The sequence below is a fragment of the Taibaiella chishuiensis genome, assembly GCF_003014535.1.
Lineage (GTDB): Bacteria > Bacteroidota > Bacteroidia > Chitinophagales > Chitinophagaceae > Taibaiella > Taibaiella chishuiensis.
Genome location: NZ_PYGD01000003.1, coordinates 370,662 through 392,754 on the forward strand (window position 1 = coordinate 370,662; position 22,093 = coordinate 392,754).

The 22,093-nt window shown below is 50.4% G+C and carries 25 protein-coding genes and 1 riboswitch; of the genes, 7 read left to right on the forward strand and 18 right to left on the reverse strand.

All coding sequences use genetic code 11. From position 1 onward, the window contains the following. Positions 1–27: 27 nt before the first annotated feature. Positions 28–483 (reverse strand): 5-(carboxyamino)imidazole ribonucleotide mutase, encoded by a 456-nt coding sequence (gene purE / locus B0I18_RS11940; RefSeq protein ID WP_106522935.1) that lies wholly within the window; start codon positions 481–483, stop codon positions 28–30. Between the two features lie 119 nt (positions 484–602). Between purE and B0I18_RS11945 the strand changes: the two genes are divergently transcribed. Next, positions 603–1,412, forward strand: a complete 810-nt coding sequence (locus tag B0I18_RS11945; protein WP_106522936.1) for an SDR family oxidoreductase — start codon at positions 603–605, stop codon at positions 1,410–1,412. Between the two features lie 62 nt (positions 1,413–1,474). Beyond that, the gene (locus B0I18_RS11950; protein WP_106522937.1) at positions 1,475–1,975 is read left to right on the forward strand and encodes a YkgJ family cysteine cluster protein; all 501 of its coding nucleotides are present in this window, start codon (positions 1,475–1,477) and stop codon (positions 1,973–1,975) included. Positions 1,976–2,001: 26 nt separating this feature from the next. On the opposite strand, the gene B0I18_RS11955 is transcribed toward B0I18_RS11950, so the two are convergent. The 9 genes from B0I18_RS11955 to B0I18_RS11995 all read right to left on the reverse strand — a co-directional run bounded on the left by B0I18_RS11955 (position 2,002) and on the right by B0I18_RS11995 (position 9,064). Beyond that, complete coding sequence (locus B0I18_RS11955) at positions 2,002–2,235, reverse strand: PspC domain-containing protein (RefSeq protein WP_106522938.1); 234 nt, start codon at positions 2,233–2,235, stop codon at positions 2,002–2,004. A gap of 125 nt (positions 2,236–2,360) precedes the next feature. Then, positions 2,361–2,483 (reverse strand): 30S ribosomal protein THX, encoded by a 123-nt coding sequence (locus B0I18_RS11960; protein ID WP_106522939.1) that lies wholly within the window; start codon positions 2,481–2,483, stop codon positions 2,361–2,363. 93 nt (positions 2,484–2,576) lie between these two features. Further along, positions 2,577–2,858 (reverse strand): HU family DNA-binding protein, encoded by a 282-nt coding sequence (locus B0I18_RS11965; RefSeq protein WP_106522940.1) that lies wholly within the window; start codon positions 2,856–2,858, stop codon positions 2,577–2,579. A gap of 330 nt (positions 2,859–3,188) precedes the next feature. After that, entirely contained in the window at positions 3,189–3,752 is a 564-nt protein-coding gene (locus tag B0I18_RS11970; RefSeq protein WP_106522941.1) for an SRPBCC family protein, read from the reverse strand. 221 nt (positions 3,753–3,973) lie between these two features. Beyond that, a complete protein-coding gene (locus B0I18_RS11975) occupies positions 3,974–4,900 on the reverse strand; it encodes a MauE/DoxX family redox-associated membrane protein (RefSeq protein ID WP_106522942.1) in 927 nt (308 codons plus the stop codon). A 77-nt stretch (positions 4,901–4,977) separates the two neighbouring features. After that, positions 4,978–5,508: a hypothetical protein gene (locus B0I18_RS11980; RefSeq protein WP_106522943.1), complete on the reverse strand. Its 531-nt coding sequence runs from the start codon at positions 5,506–5,508 to the stop codon at positions 4,978–4,980. A gap of 113 nt (positions 5,509–5,621) precedes the next feature. After that, positions 5,622–6,719, reverse strand: a complete 1,098-nt coding sequence (locus B0I18_RS11985; protein ID WP_106522944.1) for a YncE family protein — start codon at positions 6,717–6,719, stop codon at positions 5,622–5,624. After that, positions 6,716–7,720 (reverse strand): T9SS type A sorting domain-containing protein, encoded by a 1,005-nt coding sequence (locus B0I18_RS11990; protein WP_106522945.1) that lies wholly within the window; start codon positions 7,718–7,720, stop codon positions 6,716–6,718. The genes B0I18_RS11985 and B0I18_RS11990 overlap by 4 nt, the downstream gene beginning before the upstream one ends. 69 nt (positions 7,721–7,789) lie before the next feature. Then, positions 7,790–9,064 carry a DUF4465 domain-containing protein gene (locus tag B0I18_RS11995; protein ID WP_106522946.1) on the reverse strand — a complete coding sequence of 425 codons (1,275 nt, stop codon included), beginning with the start codon at positions 9,062–9,064 and terminating at the stop codon, positions 7,790–7,792. A gap of 127 nt (positions 9,065–9,191) precedes the next feature. Then, positions 9,192–9,417, reverse strand: a riboswitch (cobalamin riboswitch). A 96-nt stretch (positions 9,418–9,513) separates the two neighbouring features. Here B0I18_RS11995 and B0I18_RS12000 point away from each other — a divergent pair. After that, on the forward strand, positions 9,514–10,524 hold the full coding sequence (locus tag B0I18_RS12000; RefSeq protein WP_106522947.1) for a Smr/MutS family protein: 1,011 nt from the start codon (positions 9,514–9,516) through the stop codon (positions 10,522–10,524). A gap of 173 nt (positions 10,525–10,697) precedes the next feature. Continuing rightward, entirely contained in the window at positions 10,698–10,889 is a 192-nt protein-coding gene (locus B0I18_RS12005; RefSeq protein WP_106522948.1) for a cold-shock protein, read from the forward strand. A gap of 90 nt (positions 10,890–10,979) precedes the next feature. On the opposite strand, the gene B0I18_RS12010 is transcribed toward B0I18_RS12005, so the two are convergent. After that, complete coding sequence (locus B0I18_RS12010) at positions 10,980–11,279, reverse strand: hypothetical protein (protein WP_106522949.1); 300 nt, start codon at positions 11,277–11,279, stop codon at positions 10,980–10,982. A 189-nt stretch (positions 11,280–11,468) separates the two neighbouring features. Then, positions 11,469–11,960 carry an Lrp/AsnC family transcriptional regulator gene (locus B0I18_RS12015; protein WP_106522950.1) on the reverse strand — a complete coding sequence of 164 codons (492 nt, stop codon included), beginning with the start codon at positions 11,958–11,960 and terminating at the stop codon, positions 11,469–11,471. A gap of 123 nt (positions 11,961–12,083) precedes the next feature. Here B0I18_RS12015 and ahcY point away from each other — a divergent pair, with 123 nt between their 5' ends. After that, the gene (ahcY, locus tag B0I18_RS12020) at positions 12,084–13,409 is read left to right on the forward strand and encodes an adenosylhomocysteinase (RefSeq protein WP_106522951.1); all 1,326 of its coding nucleotides are present in this window, start codon (positions 12,084–12,086) and stop codon (positions 13,407–13,409) included. A gap of 78 nt (positions 13,410–13,487) precedes the next feature. Here the strand turns inward: ahcY and B0I18_RS12025 are convergent, their stop codons facing one another. Continuing rightward, on the reverse strand, positions 13,488–14,936 hold the full coding sequence (locus tag B0I18_RS12025; protein WP_106522952.1) for a T9SS type A sorting domain-containing protein: 1,449 nt from the start codon (positions 14,934–14,936) through the stop codon (positions 13,488–13,490). 180 nt (positions 14,937–15,116) lie between these two features. Between B0I18_RS12025 and B0I18_RS12030 the strand changes: the two genes are divergently transcribed. Beyond that, positions 15,117–15,659, forward strand: a complete 543-nt coding sequence (locus tag B0I18_RS12030) for a YfiT family bacillithiol transferase (protein WP_106522953.1) — start codon at positions 15,117–15,119, stop codon at positions 15,657–15,659. Positions 15,660–15,663: 4 nt separating this feature from the next. On the opposite strand, the gene B0I18_RS12035 is transcribed toward B0I18_RS12030, so the two are convergent. Both B0I18_RS12035 and B0I18_RS12040 read right to left on the reverse strand, forming a co-directional pair. After that, positions 15,664–16,428 (reverse strand): class I SAM-dependent methyltransferase, encoded by a 765-nt coding sequence (locus tag B0I18_RS12035; RefSeq protein WP_106522954.1) that lies wholly within the window; start codon positions 16,426–16,428, stop codon positions 15,664–15,666. 58 nt (positions 16,429–16,486) lie between these two features. Next, entirely contained in the window at positions 16,487–17,017 is a 531-nt protein-coding gene (locus B0I18_RS12040; RefSeq protein WP_106522955.1) for a hypothetical protein, read from the reverse strand. 168 nt (positions 17,018–17,185) lie between these two features. Here B0I18_RS12040 and B0I18_RS12045 point away from each other — a divergent pair, with 168 nt between their 5' ends. Continuing rightward, entirely contained in the window at positions 17,186–17,938 is a 753-nt protein-coding gene (locus B0I18_RS12045; protein ID WP_106522956.1) for a DUF5995 family protein, read from the forward strand. Positions 17,939–17,942: 4 nt separating this feature from the next. Here the strand turns inward: B0I18_RS12045 and B0I18_RS12050 are convergent, their stop codons facing one another. The 3 genes from B0I18_RS12050 to B0I18_RS12060 form a co-directional block, all read right to left on the reverse strand. Next, positions 17,943–18,728 carry a hypothetical protein gene (locus tag B0I18_RS12050; protein WP_106522957.1) on the reverse strand — a complete coding sequence of 262 codons (786 nt, stop codon included), beginning with the start codon at positions 18,726–18,728 and terminating at the stop codon, positions 17,943–17,945. Positions 18,729–18,881: 153 nt separating this feature from the next. Beyond that, complete coding sequence (locus B0I18_RS12055; protein WP_106522958.1) at positions 18,882–20,441, reverse strand: T9SS type A sorting domain-containing protein; 1,560 nt, start codon at positions 20,439–20,441, stop codon at positions 18,882–18,884. Positions 20,442–20,515: 74 nt separating this feature from the next. Beyond that, positions 20,516–22,075, reverse strand: coding sequence for a T9SS type A sorting domain-containing protein (locus tag B0I18_RS12060; protein WP_106522959.1), 1,560 nt, complete (start codon positions 22,073–22,075; stop codon positions 20,516–20,518). Positions 22,076–22,093: the final 18 nt, after the last annotated feature.

Below are 22,093 nucleotides of genomic sequence, written 5' to 3' on the forward strand. Positions count from 1 at the left end.
GCTTTTAAAACGAACGCAGGGGCGTCCTTACATTTTGTATTCCTGTGCTTTAAAGGCTTCTACTTTTTCAGCTACAGCAGCGTCGCTTAACGCGAAGATGCGGGCGCAGAGTACAGCAGCGTTGCGTGCACCGGCTTTACCTACAGCCAGGGTACCTACAGGCAGGCCGGCAGGCATCTGAACGATAGAGTACAGGGCATCGATACCACCGGGCAGACCACCATCCAGGGGTACGCCAAGTACAGGCAGTGAAGTGTAGGCTGAGCAAACACCGGGCAGGGCGGCAGCCATACCGGCGGCAGCGATTACAGCACCGAAGCCATTAGCTTTAGCGTTTACCATCAGGTCGCGTACTTTGTCCGGGTTACGGTGCGCAGACGCTACTATCATTTCGTTTTCAATGCCGAACCAGTTCAGCCAGTTGCTGCTTTCCTGCATAACACCTTCGTCCGACTTGGACCCCATAATGATCATTACCTTCATAATGCTTGATTTGAGATTTTAATTTACTGTTTAATTGTAGATGATTGCCGGCGGCGCCGGTAAAAATTTGTGCAAAAATAATGTGCAAATCCTGAATACCGAACTGTATTTTTGCGAACATGGATTCCTTTCTGAAAAATAAGGTCGTAGTGGTCACCGGCGCGTCCTCCGGAATTGGCAAGGCGCTGGCCGACCAGGCGCTTGCAGCCGGCGCCAGGGTGGCGGTTTGCGCACGCAACCGCGATAAGCTGGTAGCGGCTTTCGGGCAGCACGACAACCTGCTGGCAGTGGCGGCCGATGTGTCGGTCGAGGCCAGTTGCGCCGCCTTCGTGGCGCAGGTGGAGCAAAAGTGGGGTGGTGTCGATATCCTGGTCAACAATGCCGGGCTTAGTATGCGCGCCATGTTTGCCGAGCTGGACCTTAAAGTGTTGAAGGAGCTGATGGACATTAATTTCTGGGGCACCGTATACATGACCAAATATGCCCTGCCCTCGATTATCCGTAATAAAGGAACGGTGGCCGGTATCTCTTCTATCGCGGGCTACCGCGGGCTGCCGGCCCGCACCGGTTATTCTGCATCCAAATTTGCCATGCAGGGTTTCCTGGAGTCGCTGCGTACCGAACTGCTGCACAGCGGGGTAAATGTGATGTGGGCCTCGCCCGGCTTTACGGCCTCCAATATCCGCAATGTAGCCCTGGGCGCCGATGGCGGTACGCAAAAGGAGACCCCGCTCGACGAAGCAAAGCTGATGAGCGCCGAAGCCTGCGCCCGTATTATCTTTAAGGGCATCGAAAGCCGTAAACGCTCCGTGATCATGACCACGCAGGGTAAGGCCACGGTCTGGCTCAATAAACTCTTCCCCGGCTGGATGGATAAAAAAGTATTCAGCCATTTTGCCGCAGAACCCGGCAGCCCCTTAAAAAAATAGCGTATCTTTTGGTGTTTTTAGCGTCTTGAACCGCCGGTTTGCCGGCTTACCCGCATTGTACTATGGATCTGCAAAAATTTACACGTAAGGCAGCAAGGAAACGCAGCGAACTGGAAGGCTTTCTCAAAAAGCTGGATGAGACGGTGCCCACGGGCTTCGGAAAGGTAGTGGCCCAGGAAGATGAAAAGGTATGGCAACATGTAGACTGTACCACCTGTGCCAACTGTTGCAAAACCATGACGCCGACCTTTACCAAGACCGATGTAAAACGGATAGCCACCCACCTGAGAATGACGCCCAAGGCCTTTTTCGATAAATGGTTGCTGAAGGAGGAAGATACCGGCAGTATTATCAATGCCGTACAGCCCTGCCAGTTCCTCGTCGATGATAAGTGCAGTATCTATGAAGTAAGGCCGAAGGACTGTGCCGAATTTCCTCATCATAACAAACGGCCTTTCGACCTGTACAACGATACCTTTATCCAGAACCTGCATCGCTGCCCGGCCACGTTCGACCTGGTAGAAAGGCTCAAGAAAAGGGTAGAAGACGAGTATGAATGGTAAGGGTATAAAGCTGGCTTGCAGGCCGCTTAGCGCCAGCGCAGCGGGTTACGCCGGTTCAGCCAGATGTATTGTTTGATGTTCATCCAGAAAGCCAGGATCATATACAGGATCAGCGGCGAACCCAGGGTAAGAAAGGAGATATAGATAAACCATAACCGGATGCGCGAAGTGGCAATGCCCAGTTTCTCGCCTATGGCCGTGCATACGCCAAAGGCTTTCCATTCTATAAAATCTTTTAAGCGGTAAAGAGGATTGCTCATGGCTTCAGGGGTATAAACCAGCGGTCGGGTTACCGGTAAAAATATCCTATTTCCACCGGATCCCCGCGCTTATCCTCAAATTTAAGATAAAATTCAAAAACCTTCCGCATTTGGAAGGTTTTCAATTAAGCTTTTGCTTTTGTAGCTGCTGCTTTTGCTGCGTTTTTCTTAGCTTTATCCGGACGGGATACGCCAAAAGTGCCCAAAGTGATTTTTCCTTTTTTGGTGCGTTTGTCACCTCTACCCATGGTAATCTGTATTTAAAGAATAATGAATAAAACGCGAAAATACAAAAACCCGTGATATAATCACGGGTTTTTGTGTATTTAGCTCATTCGAAATTACTTTTTACCGCCGATTTTTGTGGCAAATTCTTTACCTGCCTTAAAGCGTGGAACTTTGCGTGCCTTGATTTTGATCACTTCACCGGTCTGGGGATTCCGTCCGTTACGTGCAGAGCGCTCAGATACGGAAAAGGTACCGAAACCCACTAAAGTAACACGGTCGCCTTTTTTCAGGGCGCCGGTAACGGCAGTAGTAAAAGAATCTAAAGCTGCATTAGCCTGGGCTTTAGTAAGACCTGCATCTTTGGCGAGTTTGTCAACTAATTCTGCTTTGTTCATAACTGGTGGTGTTTTTTAAATGAATGAATTATTAGGTTAGTAATAAATGTTATAGGCAAATATACTCTTCTTTTAATCATAACCAAATTTTTCAAAAAAATATTCCGGCCTGTAACCCTTTGCTGGTTTGCTTTTCCACAAATTATTAACAGGTTTTTGTCTGGTTTTTGTCCCGAAAAAGGCCGGCAGTAAGGCCTTTCAGGCGGTGCATTTCATATGGTTTTTTTTACTTTTTCTTGGAAAGTCGCTTCTGTACTGAATTTCATGGCTTTTTTTATACCCTGTTTCCGGTAGTTAATAACACCGGTATCGCCTCATTCCGGTTGCCGGCTACCAGATCGATGCCGTCATTTTTCCGCTGCTTTCGCAGAGTTTTTTCAGGTTGGCCAGCCCGCTCGAAAAGTCTTTGTCCATCGTGGCGTCCATATCCATAAACAGCAGCATGGTGTTCATCGGGTAGGAGAAGCGGGTATTGAAACCCCATACCACGTTTACGGCATTGCCGGCAGTCTTGAGCTGGTAATATACCGCAGCTTTGCTTTCAAACGGTTTCAGGAAGTGCAGGTCTATATCGATACGTTCCATGGGTACCAGAGCTTTGTATGTCTGGCTGCCGCTGCCCACGTCGCCATTGCCTTCCCAGCGGTAAACGGCGCCCGGAGCGCCGTCCGTACCGCTGATACTGCGTTTCATATTCGGGTCGTATACCGACCAGGGATCCCATTTCTGGAAATTGGCGAAGCTGCTTATGTTTTTCCAGACGATCTCCCGGGGCGCATTGATGGTGATGCTGCGTTCGAAGTGATAGTCTTTAGGTAAAAACAGGCCGGCGACCAATATAAATACGACGACAAGGCCGATGATCGTACCCAGGATCTTCAGGAATTTTTTCATGTGTTGATGTTTTGGTGTGGATGGTTGCACCGGCTTAACAGCAGGTGTGGTTATCTGTTTAAAGATGATGAGTGTATGCGGCTACGGGAGCCTGCAGGAGCGGGATGCCTGAAGGTCCCGGCAATAGCGGCTTCTGTATTGATGGGATAAAAATAAAATTTTTTTGATAAAAAGTAAATCCCCGGTACCGGGGATTTAAAAAGGGGACGCTGGCGTTGGGCTTACTGTTTCAGCCATTCTTCCGTTTCGGCCAGGTTTAGCTCGGGTATGGATATTTTACGGATGATGGTGGTATCCTTCATCCAGAAGATACAGGGTACGCCGTCATTACCGGAAAGCTGCACCATGTCTACGAAGTCCTTCTGGCTTACGAAATGAAAAGGTATATTGTCGGCTTTGGTGTCGGCCATAAAATCGGCAAGCCTGGCAGCTCTTGTACTGTCGGTGCCGCTGGGGAATATAATATAGAAGGGCAGGAAAGGGCTCTTCCGTTTCATTTCCGTAATAATCTTTGCAGCATCGCGGCAATGGCTGCAGCCCAGGCTCATAAAGCAGAGGATATGCCGGCCTTGCCGTAACTCGGTCTTGGGCTGCTCTTTCTGATCGGGTTGGTACAGGCGGCTCAGGGGCAGGTTTAACTGCTGTTTCAGCGGGTATATTACAAAAGGAATCGCGATCAGTACGAGGCTTACCGGCAGGGTAATGATGTTGAGCAAATTGCTGTCACGGGTGCGGTAAAAGCGGATCAGCAGACCGATACCGGCCATCAGGCCTATGTTTTTCAGGAGCGAGGCTGCGGGCGACATCGGGGCGATACTACCCATGCACCCGCAGTTCACATCGTTGCCCTGGGTAATCCAGAGCAACACCAGGTGCAGGCTGAAAAGGATCAGCATACCCAGGCTCAGTTTTAATACCCACCGCCTGGCGCCAAACACATTAACCACCATAAGCAGGCCCAGGGCCAGCTCCAGCCCGATAAAGAAACGTGCCAGCAATGCCGACATATGCCAGGGCAGGTGTAGCTGGCTGTTGATCGTATACTCAAAATATTGTACCGGCTCTGTTTTCGTATAGGCGGAAAAAACAAAGAATGCGCCGATGCCGACCGAAAGCAGGATCAATAATATTTTGCCGATTAATTTCATGATTCAAAAATAAAGCCGGCACCCCATCTGGAATGCCGGCATAATGTTAATATACCTGTTAATTAAGGAAATGTATATTATTTCGGAATGCTGAATTTGCCATCGGCAATATTCTGCTGGTTGGGATTTTCCAGGCCATCGGGAGTAACCGTGAAATTAAAGCTGCCTTCGATCTTATCGCCATCGCCGGTAACGGTGATCATGTTGGCGGAGTCTACCCTGGCCAGGAAAGCGGTAGGGGTACCGTTGTTCAGGATGGTATATACACCGGCAACGCCCTGCTGGATGTAATATACGCCGGGGCCATTGTAGTTGTTGATGTTCAGGTTTATGCTCGTATTGGATTTCGGATCTTTATTGGCGCTGTTCATGATACCATAAACGGTCAGTACCCTGATACCGCCTACCGTTGCATCCTGGTAGCCTTTGGTTTCCGCTATGAAATTTACACCATTCACCACAGCCGTAAAGTCGCCCTGGAAAGGGTTCCTCATGGTATCCTTACCGGGTACATCAGGCGTTGCATCATAATTGCTGGAGCAGGAAGTTGATGCAGACAATACGCCAATGCTTAAACAAACAAAAGCCAGTTGGATAAATTTTTTCATACGGTTAAATTAATAAATCGTTTTATATTAAGTGTGTAATACCCGTAAAGATATAATTTACGGATATAATTCCAAATACTTGCCCGCATTTTTTTCAGGGTTCATAACCCGTCTCAGGGCTTAAACAGGAAATATCCCGGGCCCAGGTCGGTATCGAAACGGTTTACCTGGCTGCCGTCCTGCCGGTAAATCGTTACCGAACCCTTTTGCAGGAAGCCTTTCGGGTCGCCCAGGTAAATAAAGCCGGTTACCGGGTCGATGCCCAGGCCCCAGTAGTACTGTAGCGGTTGCGCAGCAATAAACTGCTGTGCCGGCAGGGTGGTTGCACTTATGGGCATACGGTACAAGCCGTTGTAGGCCGTTCCACCCGAATAGTTGACACCCAGGTAGTACAGCGTGTCCTTAGTTGGGTTAAATACAGGTTTCATTACATCGGCCTGGTCGGGAAACACGAAGCTTTTGAGGATACTGCGTGTTGCCGGGTCGATCTGGGTGAGCGATGCGGTCTTTTTCTTGTACACATTACCGGCAAGCACCCATAATTTCTGATCGCGGTCTACAGTCACCTGCTGGGGCGCACGGCCCGCCAGTGGTATACGGTGGGTAATGGTATCGCCAATAGGATCGATCTCGTAGAGGTAGCTACAGGCGGTGTCCCAGTTGCAGGCATATACCTTACCGTTCAGCAGGGTCATGCCTTCGGTGTTTTTATAGTCGGTGGCGATCTTGCCTGTTACCTGCATCGTTTTCGGGTTCACGATATTGATCTGTGCATAAAACAGGCTGCTTACATACATTTTGTCTTCGCTTACCGGCAGCATATACCGGGGCTTGGGCACCGCTATACTACCGGTTTGCCTGAAGTCCTTCTGACTTACGATCGTTATCTTGTCGGAGTTATTAACCGCGAGGTAAAGGTTGCCGTCGAGCAGGGTCATGCTTTGCAGCACATCGCCCAGCGCCTGGCCGCCATTGGCCTGCGCATAAACATTGTTGGATACCGTACCCTGGTCAATATTGTAAACCGTGAGGGAGGCATTTCCGTTACCCATGGCGCCCTCGTCGGCAATGTAGACCTGGCGGCCTTCGCCGGCCGGTGGCGGACTGGTGGTATCGGGCTTGTCCTTAACGCAGGCAGCCAGCAGGCACAGCAATGCCACTGCAACCAGCCTGCTGTTTTGGGTTATCTGTTGTCGTGTAATACGGCTCATCGTTTGCTCACTTTTAATACGGATTTATCCCTGCCATTGTCGATCTGCAGGAAGTAAAGCCCGGCGGTAAGCCCGGCCATATTTACAGTGGTATGGCGCCTGAAGTCGCCGTTGGTAATGGTTCTGCCGCCAAGGTCGCTCAGCTGGTAATGCAGCGGCTCGCCGGAGGCTACTTCCAGATGCAGCAGGTCGGTTATAGGGTTAGGGTAGTACCGCAGCTGCAGGTCTATAGCCAGTTGGTTGATGCCGGTTGGTTTATTGCTGTTGAGCACACCCACCGCGTTCAGGTCAAAACCGCCCGATGGGAATACCGAAGGGTAAGGATCGTTGATCTTCCGGTTGTTCTTATCCCTGGAGGCATGGGCGTCGTCGATCGAGCCAACCACATCGACCAAGCGGATATGGGTAATGTTGTTGACATCCAGTCCCGACTCGTTTTTGAGCTCTTCCAGGTCGAAGGGCGTGCCGTAGCCGGCAATATATTTACCGGCAAGGTTATTGACGAAGCGGGCATCCATATAGCTGAAGTTGTCGATCTGCGCAGTATCCTGCGTATTGCTGGTTGCCGGGAAACGATAGAAATGGCTGCCATCGGAACTTACTTCCACGAAGGCCAGTTCCAGGTAAGCCATCGTAGAATCTTCGGGGTTGGCAAAGCCGTTTTCGAAAATGGCGAAGTCGGGACCGGGCCCGTTGTGGATCGGGTAGGCGAAGGTAAGTACAGCCACGCCGCTATCGCCCAGGCTCAGTACATCGGCATCGGGGTAGCCCAGTGCAGATGCAGCGGTGCCCAATACCGGCTTGCCCAGCGGTTTGTCGGCAATGTCCAGCCAGCCGCGTTCGAAGGTGCAGCCCGAAGCCCAGTCCCTGAAGCGGTTGTCGCTGGCATGTATAGCGTCGTTGCCCGGTACTTTAACCTGTGGTGGAAATTGGGCAAAGGCAGCGGTACAACCCGCGGTTAAAGAAAGCAGGACAAAACTGAGGGTCCGTAATTTTTTCATAACACGAAATTAAATAAAAAAAGAAACCCGTAACCGGTGCCGGTCGCGGGTTTCCATGGTCAATGATTTTTAGTTGGTCTTCGCGAAACGTAAGGTACCCGAACGGGTGCCCTGGCTTTCGGTCAGTTTAATAAAGTACAGGCCATTGGTCAGCTCGGCGATATCGATCTGCTGTGCATGTTTAACGGTCATTACCTGGCGGCCTTCGATGCTGTAGATCACGGCGTCAACCGCAGTTGCCGATTGGATATGCAGTACATCTTTAGCCGGGTTGGGGCTTATGCTGGCAGTAAGGCTGTTGTCGGGCGTCTGGAAGATGCCGGTGCCGGGCAGGGTTTTAAACATGGCGGTATCCCAGTCGGAGAAGCTGCCGTCGCCGCATGCTGCCCGTACGTGGGCATAATACGTGGTATTGCTGTTGAGGCTGCCGGCGGTATAATTGGTAACGGTTACATTGGTGGTTGCAGCAGTAGGCGCCAGCGTTGCAGACTGGTCTATGGCTACCTGGTAACCCGGGGTAACCTCGGCCAAACCATTGCTCCAGTTGAGTTGTGCACCGTTAATCGTCATGCCGGATGCAACCAGGTTCAGTGCCGACGGACATTTGCCGTCGCTGGTAATCAGGTTGTCCATGGCAAAGTAAGCCGGTGTGTTAATGCCGTACATCGGGTGGGTATCGCTGGATACCAGGTCGAAAGTCAGGCTGTCCACATTACCGAGGCTGGTCAGGTCGGTCCATTTCCAGTTATTGACCAGTACCGGGCTGGCGGTATTGGTATAGTCGGCCAGGGTAACCGATACGCTGTCGGTGCTTTTAACGCCGGCCAGGTAACCCCTTACGATCAGTTTCAGCCAATGGTGGTTGTTGGCATAGAAGCCGTTGGCAAGTATATAACGGTAAGCATATACCGAGTTGGTAAAGTAAGCGCCGTATACTTTGTGGCTGGCTGCTGCGCCTGTCAGTTTTGCGCCTACAGGCACTGACGGATAAGGAGTCGGTCCCGAAAAGTCGATTGGAACAAAGGCGATGGCATAGTTGGTGGAATTGTTATAACCCTTGCCCGGTATGGCTACCGCGGCTTTGGCATAGGAGGTGCGCATTGTGTCTGTAGCATTGGACACGTTAAAGTCGCCCCAGGAAGAGTTGGAAACGCTGCCGTAAAATTTGGCGTTACCGCTCTGTATAGCATAGGTGCCGGGACCGGGGTATTTGGTTTCGAGATAACCGGTATCGGGGCCGGCCAGTACTACATCTTCGAAGGTGGAAGTAGTTTGTGCGCCTGCGGTAAGACTGCCGAAGCAAAGCAGCGAAGCTGCCAGTAAGTGGTGTAATTTGTATTGCATAATCTTTGATTAAGGTACAGCATCATGATGCAGCTCCTGGAGGGCAATACACACGGGGTGCGGAAGAGAAATAGATTTCCCCTGGAGAAAACGATCCCGCATCCTCGCCTTTATTCCCGAAAGCTACAGATATTTTATGCCAAAGGCAGGTCTTCTGACTTGTCTGTTCATGCCGGCGGCCTTCCCGTAGTAATGCTACAGTGGCTTGCTTGCCGGTATGCGGAGGATGCGGTTGTTTTATCGTTCCGTTATCGCTCCCCAGGCTTACAGCAGCGGGTACTGTTCCGGATTCACACCGGATTCCCTTTTTCATTCCGCCACGAGGACGGAAAACCTTTTGCAGCGCAAAGGTAATTAAAAATTAAAATGGCGTAGAATTTAAAATAATGTTCGAAATTTGTATACCGGATCAACGATCCCGGTTCCCAGGGCCATTTATATAGCTTTTTATGAAATACTCCATCGGTGATATTATTTTGTTGAAACGTACGGGAGAAGAAGGACGCGTGGTAAGTTATGTCAACAACGAAATGATAGAGGTCGAAGTAGGGGGCACCCATTTCCCGGTATTTATGGACGAAGTCGATCATCCCTACCTGAAATGGTTCACGGAAAAGAAAAAGAAAGCAGCGCCCGTAGTAAGGCTCGCAGAGCAGATCCCGGTAGAGTCCCGGCAGTCTATCGGCGCGCATCTTGCTTCCGGTTTCCATCTTTCCTTCCTGCCGGTATTCCGCTTCGATGAGTTCGAAGATGTTGTCGATAAACTTAAAGCGTACTTCATTAACCAGACGCCCCACCGGCTGCTGCTGCAGTACGAGTGCTTCAACCATACCGGCTCCCTTTTCCGCCATAAAACGGAGCTGCAGCCCTTCTCGCATTTTTACCTGCACGATATTCCCTTCGATGAGATGCACGAGCAGCCGCGCTTTTCGTGGGTGGTACAGCAAACGGGCGCCGGCAGCCGTATGGCCTGTATAAGCGATACGCTCCGGATCAAACCCAAAAAACTGTTTGAATACATCAGCAGCATCCAGCGCGAAAACCAGCCCATGTTCCATATCCGCCTGGCTACCGAATTCCCGCCGGTTGCGGCGCCCGAAGAAAAGCCGGTAGACGAAAAAACGCTGAAGGAATCTATTGCCGCATTGGTGCAGGAACAAAAGGTGAAAAAGGAAAAACCGGTAGACGAGATCGACCTGCACATTGAAAAACTGGTACACTCGGTTGCCGGCCTCAGCAACTACGATATGCTGTCGATCCAGCTCGATGCCTTCGAAGATGCCTTGTATAAGGCCATACAGGCCCATCAGCAGTCGCTGGTGGTGATCCACGGCGTAGGTAAAGGCAAATTGAAAGAGGAGATACACTCGCTGTTGAAGTCGGTTGCGGAAGTCGATTTTTTCCAGCATGAATGGAGTCCGCGCTACGGTTATGGGGCCACGCAGATCTTCTTTCGCTAGGCGTTCAATGTCCCTTGGAAACAGGCTTTAAGCGATTGTTGCTTAGTAACTACAGATAAAAAACTGTATTATGCAACAGAAACTGTTAATTTTGAAAAATAAGCAGGAAATAAGCCTGTATTGCACAATTTTTCGTTACGTTTGCGCATTGTTAATATTTTATTTAAAACACAATGCAAGAAGGAACAGTAAAATTTTTCAATGAAACCAAGGGATTTGGCTTCATTACTCCTACAAACGGTGGTTCAGATGTATTCGTTCATATCTCCGACCTGAAAGGAGAGATTCGCGAAGGCGATAAAGTTACATTTGACGTACAGGATGGCAGGAAAGGACCAAACGCAGTTAATGTAACCGTGCTTTAACGAGCTTTATAATAGTTTAGTCTGTTGGAAAGCATGCCGTAAGGCATGCTTTTTTATTGGACTTTGCGTAGTGTAAATATACCCGATAGGCTATTGGCTGAGTTTTTCCAGCTTGAAGGCATCGAACTGGTGTTTGAAATCCTCCAGGTTGGCAGAGGTAATAATGCGGAACGGCGAGGTATTGAACATACGTCTCCGTTTCTGTTCCGCGTCGATGATGACGCCAAAACGCTCGCCCAGGAAGAAGGCTTCGATATTGATAACGGGCTCTTTCTTGGAGAAATAATAATACAGCCGGGCAGGAAGTCCCAGTTCCTTCTTCCATTTAATGCGTCCGCCGATGGCAGTGATCACTTTGCAGATCTCGTTCTGTAGTTTTTGCTTGTCCATAATAACATCAATTTACCAGGGTAGCCGGATGGCACCCCAAATATACAGGTAAGCGACGTTTCTTGTTTCGATGGGGGACGGAACAGGGTGATTTATAACAAACCATTTTATTTTGTACTATAAGGAAATCCTATAATACAGGCATGCCGGTAAGGCTCCAAATCGTTGATGGTGCTACTTTTCCCGCAGTTAATTAACCAGTTGGTGGGTTTGTTTGATAATGCCCATAACAAAAATGCTTTGCAGGTGTCCCATGTTTTCGATCTGGCTCAGCTTGTTGACATGAAAGTCGTAATAAGCATCCATATTTTCGGCCACTACCTTCAGCATAAAGTCAAATTCGCCCGAGATGTTGTAACACTCGATTACCTCGTGCAGCTCATGAATGGTTTTGATAAACCGGGCCCCCGATCGCTTGTTATGTTCCTTCAGCGATACGTAACAGATCACCATCAATCCTTTTTTTACCTTGGTATGATCGACCAGCGCCACATACTGCCGGATGATGCCGCTGTCTTCCATACGTTTAATGCGTTCGTGCACGGGGGTAGGGCTCAGGTGCACCGCCGCCGCGATATCGCGCACGGTCATCTTGGCGTTTTGCTGCAGCAGGCGCAGTATGGCGTAGTCCTTTTCATCCAGCAATACAGGCTGATCTTTTAACCCGGTTTTTTCTGCCATAAAATAGTCATTTGTTCTGTGAAATTACAGATTATTGATCATTTGTACTGAAATTACAGAGCTATGCTAATAGTTTATTCTGATAAGCTATTTTTGCACATACTTTTTTAATTCATCTTATTTATGTCAACAAGTTTGCAGAATATCGATTTAAGCCTCCCGTACAAAGTTGCGGATATCAGCCTGGCTGAGTGGGGTCGTAAGGAAATCAGGTTGGCCGAGGCCGAAATGCCCGGACTGATGAGCCTTCGCGCGGAATATGGCGCTCAGAAACCTTTAAAAGGTGCGCGTATCGCAGGTTGCCTGCACATGACCATCCAGACTGCAGTACTGATCGAAACCCTTACCGAACTGGGCGCCGAAGTACGCTGGAGCTCTTGCAATATCTTCTCTACCCAGGATCATGCCGCTGCTGCTATTGCTGCTACCGGTGTGCCTGTATTTGCCTGGAAAGGTGAGACCAATGAAGAAGCGGAGTGGTGCATCGAGCAGACTTTATTCTTCGGTGCGGAAGATAAACCGCTGAACATGATCCTCGACGATGGCGGCGACCTGACCAATATCGTTTTCGATAAATATCCCGAACTGATTGCCGGTATCAAAGGCCTGTCCGAAGAAACCACTACCGGTGTACACCGCCTGTACGAGCGCATGGCTAAAGGTACCCTGCCTATGCCTGCGATCAATATCAACGACAGCGTTACCAAATCCAAATTCGACAACAAATACGGTTGCCGCGAATCGCTGGTAGATGCGATCCGTCGTGCTACTGATGTGATGATGGCTGGTAAAGTTGCGGTGGTAGCTGGTTTTGGCGATGTGGGTAAAGGTTCTGCCGATTCCCTGCGTGGCGCCGGTGCCCGTGTTATCGTTACCGAAATCGACCCGATCTGCGCGCTGCAGGCCGCTATGGAAGGTTTTGAAGTAAAGAAAATGAACGACGCCATCAAAGAAGCCGATATCGTAGTAACCACTACCGGTTGCCGCGACATCATCAACGGCGAGCACTTCAAACTCATGAAGGATAAAGCGATCGTTTGTAACATCGGTCACTTCGATATCGAGATCGATATGGAATGGCTGAACACTAACTACGGTCATACCAAAGATACCATCAAACCACAGGTTGACCTGTACAACATCGATGGTAAAGAAGTGATCGTACTGGCCGAAGGCCGCCTGGTAAACCTGGGTTGCGCTACCGGTCACCCTTCTTTCGTAATGTCCAACTCCTTTACCAACCAGGTACTGGCGCAGCTGGAACTGTGGCAGCACAGCGATAAATACGAAAACAAAGTGTATGTATTGCCTAAACACCTCGATGAGAAAGTAGCCCGCCTGCACCTGGCCAAGATCGGTGTGGAACTGGATATACTTACCGATGCACAGTCATCGTACCTCGGTCTGTCTAAGGAAGGTCCTTTCAAACCGGAAATGTACCGTTACTAATAGCTTATCCGTGCTTACACGGCAATGCCGGCGCTATCCAGCGCCGGCATTGTTTATTCCCGGTATTTTTTCAAAGGCTTATTGCAGTACCATTTTACGGGTAGCCACCGGCTCCTGGTCTACTACAAGCGTATAGAAATAGGCGCCCTGCGGCAACTTCGATCCGTCAAAGGTAATTTTGCCATAACCATTGCTGTTTATTTTGTACTCCTGCAGCACCTGGCCCGATGCGGCACTGATCACGATATAGGCATCCCGCTTCATCGTATTAATATTGTACGCAATCACGGTTTGTCCATTAGCAGGGTTAGGCGCATTCTGGTACAATTCATTACTGCCCGAAAGCTTTGCCTGGCTGAGCTTGTTTTCAAGCAACAGGTTCAGTTTGGCTTTTACCTCGGCCAGTTCTCGTTCCAGCCGGTCATTCCTTTCTTTTTCCACTTCATAGCTTTGTTTCAGCGCTTCAATTTCCAGCGCGGCATTGGCCCGCGTTATCGGGATCTTGCTGTCCAGCACATAACCTTCTTCGTTGATCACCAGAATATTGCCCATCCCTCTTTCAAGTCTTTCGAAACGTACATCCGACAGTTTGCCATCTTCCTTATTGTGACCATCGCAGTATACATGCAGGTAGGCGGTAGGCTTCATGGTATTCCAGCCCAGCAGGCCGTCCAGGGTAAAGATGCCGCGGTCCTGGGCGGATGTTTTTATCCGGACGTCATCCTTGGTCAGTGTGCCGAAAATATTGTTGTTACCGATAATGTTGTTGCCGCTTACTTTCCAGTAGCAGGTATCCGAACAGGAAGGACTGTTCATACAGGTACAGTCGTCCGGCGATCCGGGCCCGATCAGGGTGCTCTGTCCCGATGCCGATTGGATATTGGCCAGCAGGTTAAGGCCATGCGGATTGGATCCTGTTATCGGGTAATTATGAACCCGTACATTTATGGTGTGGGTGCCGGCGGTGAGCGTGATCGTAAATGGAGCGATAGGCGTAAAGGCAGTGAAATTTCCGGTTGCCGTACTGGCTACCTGGCTAAAGGCTATAGGGTTACCATCGATGTCGATTTGCGTGCAGAAGTTATCATTCGCGATCTGGAGTGCAAAGGTAAAATCATCGTCCTGGCATACCCTGAAGTTGCGGCTCAGGGTCATACCATAACTCATAACCGGCTGACTGCCGGAGATGGTATAGGTTCCGGAGTTGAGAAACGAGATCCACCCCGAAACGGAACTAAGGGGAGCCCACGCAGTATTGGCTACTCGGGCATTGGCCCCTATGGCAACTGCGCCGGGTACGGCGCTGCAATTCGGTGTAAGGTTCGAAACGAACCATTCAGGGTCGGGCTGGCCGTTGGGTACGAGGCTGTTGGCGACATAGTCATAGCCAGTATTGATGTCCAGCGAGCTTACATTGTTACAGGGTTGTGCCGAAGCAGTAAAACCGGTAGCGGCAAACAGCAGGGCGGCTACGGTGGTGGCATGGCGCCGGAGCCGCTGTAAACGTTGGGATGTACGGTGTTTCATAGTCTGTTTTTAATTGTGAATAAATGGTTTTTGTGTATGGTTAAAATTGTTATGTGAATATAGAATATTTTTCCTGTTTTATTTAGCGTTAATATTTTTGTATTTATAGTGTATTTAATTTACTAAGACAATAAGAAACGCCTGAGCTGCGTTTGGGGGATCAATCAAAAAAAATTACTCATGAACCCGGAATCCCTGGAAATACTGGCCTACCCGGTAGGTCGCTTTGTTAGCCCCGCATCATATGATGCTGTTGCCCTGGGCAAATGGATCAGTGTATTGGAGGCTTGCCCTAAATGGTACGATTACAGTATCGAAAACCTTGACGAGGCGCAACTGGACACGCCTTACCGGCCCGGGGGCTGGACAGTAGCGCAGGTGGTGCATCATGTGGCCGATAGCCATATCAACGCCTATACGCGGCTTAAGCTGGCACTTACAGAAACGGCGCCGCTCATCAAACCTTATGATGAAAAGCGCTGGGCGGAGCTCCCGGATGTGCAGTCGGTACCGGTTAATGTTTCCGTTACCCTGATCCATGCATTGCATCGCAGGTGGGTAGCGGCTTTGCGCGGACTTGAAGAAAAAGATTGGGAGCGAACTTATGTGCATCCGGAAGGCAACCGGGTGTTTCCCTTATGGGAAATGACGGCGATGTATGCCTGGCATAGCCGGCATCATTTCGAACATATCATGAAGCTGCGGGAGCGTATGGGCTGGTAATCAACTAAGGCATTGCGGTAATGAGCCGCAGTGCACAGGTAAAATCAGGCTGTTGCCGGAAATGCCCGTACTGTCGGTCCCAGTCGCCGGAAGCCAGCGCCCCGGCCAGTCTTTGTACCAGTACTGCTTCGAGGCCTTCGGGCAGGAAGCCCCAGGCCGACTGGGCCTTCCTTACTGCTGGATCGAGAAAGGCCTCTGGCCTGCCGTAGAAGGCCTCCTGGAAGCCATCGGTACAGTCCAGGGGAACGGGAATGGCCTGCACGGTAGTATTGCCGCCCAGCGATGCACAAATGGAGGCAATGGAGGGATAACGGGCCTGTTCCACGGCAACCAGTTCGGGGAAGTACCGGGCATTCCAGAAGCGGTCGAGCGCATCGGGATCAAACGTAAGCACCAGTACCGGTCCGCGGCTTACGCGACGTAATTCGCGCAGGCCCTGGTGCCGGTCGGGCCAGTGGTGCAGGGTTACCATGGCCATGGCGGCGTCGAAACTCTGGTCGTCAAACGGAATGTTACCGGCCGTGCCGATCAGTGCGGGCCGTTTTCCCCTGGCCCTCCTTTGCTCCCGCATTACAGCCGATGGTTCGATAGCGACCACGTAACGGTCGTCGGGCTCGTACGAACCCGCGCCGGCGCCCATATTGAGCAGGGTAACGGCATCGCCCAAGGCCCGGTGTATATAGGCTGCAATACGCGGGTCTGTTTGCCGGAACTGTGCATAGTCCTGCCCGGAGGCGTTATAGTCGAATGCCGGATTGTTGGTGTGCATAGGATCGTTGTGGATAGGGTAGCGTAAAGAGGGGTAGCATGTGGTGGTGTCCCTGCCGTCAGGGTATGGTCGAATAACCGCAGAATTTATAACCTTCCGGTGTTTCCATAAAGGAAAAGGCCTGTTGTAAACCTTCTGTTTCCTGCGAGGGATCAACAACCAGGAGTTGTACTTCCTTCTGGCGCGAAAGGCGCTCGGTACGGCGCATACAGGGCGCCTGGTACAAGTCCCGGTTCTGGGTATCGTCGGTAAACGTAAGCTTCGATGGGTCTTTCAGGCGGCTCTGCGATGCATCATTGAAGATCACCGGCAGGTTATGTTGCAGGAATTGTGCTACAGGTATAAATTTATCGTCGCCGGCGGGTGGCGCCTGCGCCTTGCAATCGCTGCACCAGATACAACCTGCAGATAAAGCCCGGATGGTGGCCGTGTCTCTTTGCAGTACTGCGTCGGCAAAACGGGACCAGGTTGCTTTAAACTGTTCCATGGCTTCCGTTTCCTGCACGGTGTTGTTCTGCGTTACCTGCATACTGCTTTGTGCATACAGGGCTGCGGGCAACAGCAGGAGGCATAAAAAAAGGTATTTCATAGCGGGGTTTTAAACGGACCTTAAAGATACGACGCAGCAGGCATACCGGGTAAAGCCGTTTATGTATATACATTCTTTTTTGATCATCAGCCGTATTGCCGGCAGCGCCGGGTAGCAATACTGGTTGTTTGTTGTATATTCAGGCCGTAAACCAAAACAAGCGCTACCATGCAGGCCCATACCTTAGCCGAAGTGCTCCGGCATTTAGACACGATCATCGACCGTTGCCGGCAGCAAAACTCCCGTATCGGCTATTTCGCTTCTTTGTATAAAGCCATGACGCTTGGCGTGCAAACGGCTATAGAGCAGGGGGTATTCGACGACGGCCCCCGTATGGAACGCCTGGATGTGGCCTTTGCCAACCGCTACCTGGAGGCCTATACTCAATTCAGTACCGGGCAGATCGCTACACATGCCTGGATGCATGCCTTCAATGCGGCATCGCAGGATAAACTCTGTATCGTACAGCACCTCTTGCTGGGTATCAATGCACATATCAATCTTGACCTGGGTATCGCGGCAGCAACGGTTACTACGCCTGCTACTATCCACGAACTACAGCATGATTTCCTGCTGATCAACAATGTCATTGCAAATATCTATGCCCTGATGCAACGCAGGCTGAAACAGGTGTCCTGGCCGGTGCTTTTCCTGAGTACGCTCGATCCTGAACGGTCTGATGCACTGATCAATTTCAGTATACAGAAAGCCCGGGATATGGCCTGGAGCAATGCCCTGCTGTTGTCTGCATCGCCCGATGCCGGTGATGCGGCCGTTATACAGGCTACCGATGGCGTTATTGCGGATGTGGCTACGGGTATCCAGAACCCCGGCGGGTTTACTAACTTACTGGTAAAGGGTATCCTGTTGTTCGAATCCAGAGATGTGGCGAAGAACCTGGCGATCCTGAACGAAGCGTAACAGCCTAGGGGAACCGGTCGGTATGGTTTTGGATAAAGTCAAAAAGATGTTCGGTTATCAGCTGCTGGTTAGCGCTGATATAATCTTCTGCCTGCCGGTAAACGGGGTTTTGCTGGTAGGCATTGCTGTAAGCCAGATAGCTTTTAAAATCATCGTCCCAGCCCGGGTATTGTTCCCGGGTTTCCTCACTGATCTGCCAGGCTGTTTGCAGCGCTGCTGCAAGTTCATGTAGTTGCAGGGTGCGCAGTTCCGCGGCCATCAGATCGGGGGAGTACCGGATCGCATAAGTCAGCCCTTCCCAATATTCATAATCCAGCCAGTCGGTCAATGCGATCACGCAACGATGTACGGGGTTGAGCCCGCGCAATTCGGCTTCCACATACCAGGAAAAGTGGTGCAGGTCGTGCCGGGTATTGTCCTGCCGGTTGATAGGGATATCCTGTAGCAGCCTGCCAGCAATAGCATGTACGGCATATTCCCGGTCTGCCTGCCAGCGGTGTAATGTGTACACAGTTTCTTGTTGCGCCACGCCGTCTATCAGGCGGTATTCCTGTTCCAGTTGGCTGATCGTTTGTGCAACGTCGTATTGTTTCCGGATCAGCAAAGGCAGGATGATAGCGTCTTCCAGCTTTGTAGCGGCGGAGACCCGGGCAAGGTACCGTTGCTGCAACAGCGCTGCAGCCTGTTCGATATCGCCGGCGCAGGACTCGAGCAGTTCCATACCTTCGGTATACCCAACGGGTATCTGTTGCCGTAAGATCTTTACCTGTGCCAGTGCTTCCGGGTTCATAGGGTGTCGGGTTATGGGTGTGCGCTCCTGTAAAAGTAAGCTATACCGGTAATTATAAATTGCCAGGGTACCTGCCGGGTAAGGTTTTGGGGGAAATAAATAAACAGGCGCCGGCAATATAAAAATTGCCGGCGCCTGTTCTGCTGTTTTACTTTACTGTTTTATAAAACTTTGCCTGTGGGCAAGGTGCTGTTCCCGGTCTTTTATTTCCAGGAAATAGATGCCGGCATGAAGCCTGCTTACATCGATCGCATCTTCTTTTTTACTGGAAGCTGCAACCAGGACCAAACGGCCGGAAGCATCGTAGATACGGCATTGCAGGCTGTTCGTTGGCTGGCCGGTTTGTACGCGGTAATGGAGTGTGTTGCCCGCGGGGGTGGGGTATACAAGGATGTCCAGGTTGTTTTTAGCGCGGTCGCTTATCCCGGTTTTACCATCTTCATAGTCTTCGTAATAGTAGTTGTAGACGTCTGATTTTAATACATTGTTGATATTGCCGTTGCCTATGTTATATTCCCCATATTGTGTTTTGTTTTTATTGCTGTCGTAGGTCCAGGTTTGCAGGTTTACGATCCGGCCGCTGATATGATTTTTCATTGAATCCGGAAGCCCTGCGGCATTTAAGGTAATCTCAGAGTGTAGTTGTTCTCTAAATGTATTTGCTGCCGGATCCCAGATGCCGTAAACATACATGGTACAGTAATCCCCTGTATAGAGGTATCCTACCAGGGTGTTGTTAACCCAGGCGCCGGTGGTGTTGTTATAGGTTTGTTGGGTTTGGCTGTAAATTTTCCCGGCGGGAGTATAAACATACAATGTTCTCGAAGAAGGAATATGATTGGGTTCTGTATACCGGGTGTAATCCACTATTCTATTGGCGGTATCATAGGTATAAGCGCCTGTAGCCGTCGATATAACGGAGCTGCTGCTTATGTTGCTTATGCTGCTGTCCCGGGCGGTCAAAAGGTCGGAAGGGGTGTTATAAAGAAAATAAGTGCGCACAATATCCTTCATCCCCGGCGTGCTCAGGTCGTTTTCAGAGTAAGTCATTTCCCTACGGCCGGTTGCACCGTATTGTGTTGTGGATACACTGTATTGTAAAACACCGGCGGTCATTCGTGCGCTGGTGTCCCGCATGGTTTGACCGGCTTCGTTCAGTTGCATATCCTGGTAGTTCCAGTCCGAACCCGCAGGATTACCGATCAGGCTGGTTCCGTTTTTAATATTGTTATTTGTATGATAGCTGAGCCAATACTGTTGCGTAATACCACCGGCAGGGTTATAACGTTTACTGTTGCTAAGCCCGTTATTGCTATTGAATTGCTGGCCGTACAGGGGGTAAGCAATTGCAAAATTATCGGATTTAAGAAAGGAGAAAGCGGTATCGAACTCCGCAACGGTTTGCACATTGTAGGCGGCTCTTACTGGCGAAGCGCCGCGTGTTCCGCTATATACATAACGGGTACTATCCTGCAGTTCCGGTGCGGCATTGCCGTTGCTGGTTCTGTAGGCACTGGCGATCATTCTCTGCGTAATCAGGGTTGGTTTTTTGCCTTCGGCAGGATCAGGTTTTTTGCTGTACAGTTCAAAGTATTTACCCGCAAACACTTTTTCCTGGGTCAGGGGGCGGAAGGGCTGGCCGTATTGTTGTGGTTGGGCCATTGCCGCGAGGGGCAGCATGCAGGCCGAAAGGAACAGGATTTTCTTGTTCATGTAAAGGTGTTATTTATCTATAGGGTGCAAAAAAATATAAAGTGGATTCAAACGATAACAAAAAATCGGTGCGCCTACTGTTTTATAAAACTTTGCCTGTGGGCAAGGTGCTGTTCCCGGTCTTTTATTTCCAGGAAATAGATGCCGGTATGAAGCCTGCTTACATCGATAGCATCTTCTTTTTTACTGGAAGCGGCAACCTGGACTAAACGGCCGGAAGCATCGTAGATACGGCATTGCAGGCTGTTGGTTGGTTGGCCGGTTTGTACGCGGTAATGGAGTGTATTGCCCGCGGGGTTGGGGTAAACAAGGATGTCCAGGTTGTTTTTAGCGAGGTCGCTTATCCCGGTTTTACCATCTTCATAGTCTTCGTAATAGTAGTTGTAGACGTCAGCTGTTGCGATATTACCGCTCGTACTGATCAGGTATTCGGCGTAGCGCGTCCTGTTTTTATGGGCATCGTAGGCATAGGTGTACAGGCTGTTGAGCGCGCCCATATAGTAATTCTTCATCGAGTCGGGGAGGCCATTGGGGTTCAGTACAATGATCGACCGGGCTATTTCTTTCCAGTTATTAGCCGCCTCGTCCCATATACTGCTGAGGTAATAGGTATTGGCCGTTTGGGTATACCCATAGTCTACCCGGCTGGCATTTTTCCAGGCTCCCGACACCTGGTCATACATCTGGGATAAGCTGGAAATCATTTGCCCCGATGTGTTATAGGTATAGCTGCTTTTTGATGCAGGCTGATGTCCCGGCTCATTAAACGTGGCGTATTCAGCGATTTTCCCCGCGGTATTATAGGTATAGGCGCCGGTAACGATAGTGGTCGAGGTGGCGCTGCCGGATATCGTTAAAGAAGTGGTACTGTCGTTAACGGCATTGGTCGCCGTCGCATTGTCGTAGAAAAAATAGGTCCGGGTTTCCCGGCGTATGCCTGTAGACATGTCTTTTGTGGTCGCGTTATTTGTTTCTACCCGGTCGCCGGCGCCCCATTGGGTTACTGTTGTTGCATAGGAAAAAGAACCGGTATTCATTTCGGCAGCGCTGTCGCGGGTAATCTTGCCCGTTTCGCTCAGCGTTACCTCGCGGTAGCGCCAGTTTGGGGTATTGATGTCGCCCGCCAGGCTCCGGCCGGTTTTTATGGTATTGGCCGGATAGTAATCGAGTCCTTGTTCCATCTGTACCTGTGCGGTGGTTGTGTACAGTTTGCTATTGACAAGCCCGTTATTACTATTGAAGTGCTGGCCATACCGCGGGTAAGCGGTGGCAAAGTTGTCGGACCTGATATAAATGAAAGCGGTATCGAATTCGGCAACGGTCTGCACATTATACGTGGCGCGTACCGGCGAAGCGCCGCGCGTACCGCTGTAAACATACAGTGTACTGTCCTGCAGTTGGGGCGTAGCGCTTCCCGAGCCTTTCCGGTTGGCGCTGGCAATCATCCGCTGTTGGATCACGGTCGGTTTCCTGCCCTCGGTCGGGTTGGGCGGACTGCTGTACAGGTCGAGATACTTGCCGGCAAAAATTTCTTCGATGGTTAAGGTACGGAGCGGAAGGTCGTATTGAGGGCGTTGTGCCTGTGTCATAAGCGGCAGGATGCAGGCAGCGAGGAGTAAGGTTTTCTTATTCATTAGGTATAAGGGTTAGGG

Coding starts and splice junctions, on each gene's coding strand:
- B0I18_RS11965 (WP_106522940.1), bottom strand. CDS start 2,858: ATGAACAAAGCAGAATTAGTTGACAAACTCGCCAAAGATGCAGGTCTT.
- B0I18_RS11945 (WP_106522936.1), top strand. CDS start 603: ATGGATTCCTTTCTGAAAAATAAGGTCGTAGTGGTCACCGGCGCGTCC.
- B0I18_RS12010 (WP_106522949.1), bottom strand. CDS start 11,279: ATGGACAAGCAAAAACTACAGAACGAGATCTGCAAAGTGATCACTGCC.
- B0I18_RS11985 (WP_106522944.1), bottom strand. CDS start 6,719: ATGAGCCGTATTACACGACAACAGATAACCCAAAACAGCAGGCTGGTT.
- B0I18_RS11980 (WP_106522943.1), bottom strand. CDS start 5,508: ATGAAAAAATTTATCCAACTGGCTTTTGTTTGTTTAAGCATTGGCGTA.
- B0I18_RS11970 (WP_106522941.1), bottom strand. CDS start 3,752: ATGAAAAAATTCCTGAAGATCCTGGGTACGATCATCGGCCTTGTCGTC.
- B0I18_RS12040 (WP_106522955.1), bottom strand. CDS start 17,017: ATGAAATACCTTTTTTTATGCCTCCTGCTGTTGCCCGCAGCCCTGTAT.
- B0I18_RS12060 (WP_106522959.1), bottom strand. CDS start 22,075: ATGAATAAGAAAACCTTACTCCTCGCTGCCTGCATCCTGCCGCTTATG.
- B0I18_RS12055 (WP_106522958.1), bottom strand. CDS start 20,441: ATGAACAAGAAAATCCTGTTCCTTTCGGCCTGCATGCTGCCCCTCGCG.
- purE (WP_106522935.1), bottom strand. CDS start 483: ATGAAGGTAATGATCATTATGGGGTCCAAGTCGGACGAAGGTGTTATG.
- B0I18_RS12000 (WP_106522947.1), top strand. CDS start 9,514: ATGAAATACTCCATCGGTGATATTATTTTGTTGAAACGTACGGGAGAA.
- B0I18_RS12035 (WP_106522954.1), bottom strand. CDS start 16,428: ATGCACACCAACAATCCGGCATTCGACTATAACGCCTCCGGGCAGGAC.
- B0I18_RS12005 (WP_106522948.1), top strand. CDS start 10,698: ATGCAAGAAGGAACAGTAAAATTTTTCAATGAAACCAAGGGATTTGGC.
- B0I18_RS11950 (WP_106522937.1), top strand. CDS start 1,475: ATGGATCTGCAAAAATTTACACGTAAGGCAGCAAGGAAACGCAGCGAA.
- B0I18_RS12025 (WP_106522952.1), bottom strand. CDS start 14,936: ATGAAACACCGTACATCCCAACGTTTACAGCGGCTCCGGCGCCATGCC.
- B0I18_RS11995 (WP_106522946.1), bottom strand. CDS start 9,064: ATGCAATACAAATTACACCACTTACTGGCAGCTTCGCTGCTTTGCTTC.
- B0I18_RS12045 (WP_106522956.1), top strand. CDS start 17,186: ATGCAGGCCCATACCTTAGCCGAAGTGCTCCGGCATTTAGACACGATC.
- B0I18_RS11955 (WP_106522938.1), bottom strand. CDS start 2,235: ATGAGCAATCCTCTTTACCGCTTAAAAGATTTTATAGAATGGAAAGCC.
- B0I18_RS11990 (WP_106522945.1), bottom strand. CDS start 7,720: ATGAAAAAATTACGGACCCTCAGTTTTGTCCTGCTTTCTTTAACCGCG.
- B0I18_RS12030 (WP_106522953.1), top strand. CDS start 15,117: ATGAACCCGGAATCCCTGGAAATACTGGCCTACCCGGTAGGTCGCTTT.
- B0I18_RS11960 (WP_106522939.1), bottom strand. CDS start 2,483: ATGGGTAGAGGTGACAAACGCACCAAAAAAGGAAAAATCACTTTGGGC.
- B0I18_RS12015 (WP_106522950.1), bottom strand. CDS start 11,960: ATGGCAGAAAAAACCGGGTTAAAAGATCAGCCTGTATTGCTGGATGAA.
- B0I18_RS11975 (WP_106522942.1), bottom strand. CDS start 4,900: ATGAAATTAATCGGCAAAATATTATTGATCCTGCTTTCGGTCGGCATC.
- ahcY (WP_106522951.1), top strand. CDS start 12,084: ATGTCAACAAGTTTGCAGAATATCGATTTAAGCCTCCCGTACAAAGTT.
- B0I18_RS12050 (WP_106522957.1), bottom strand. CDS start 18,728: ATGAACCCGGAAGCACTGGCACAGGTAAAGATCTTACGGCAACAGATA.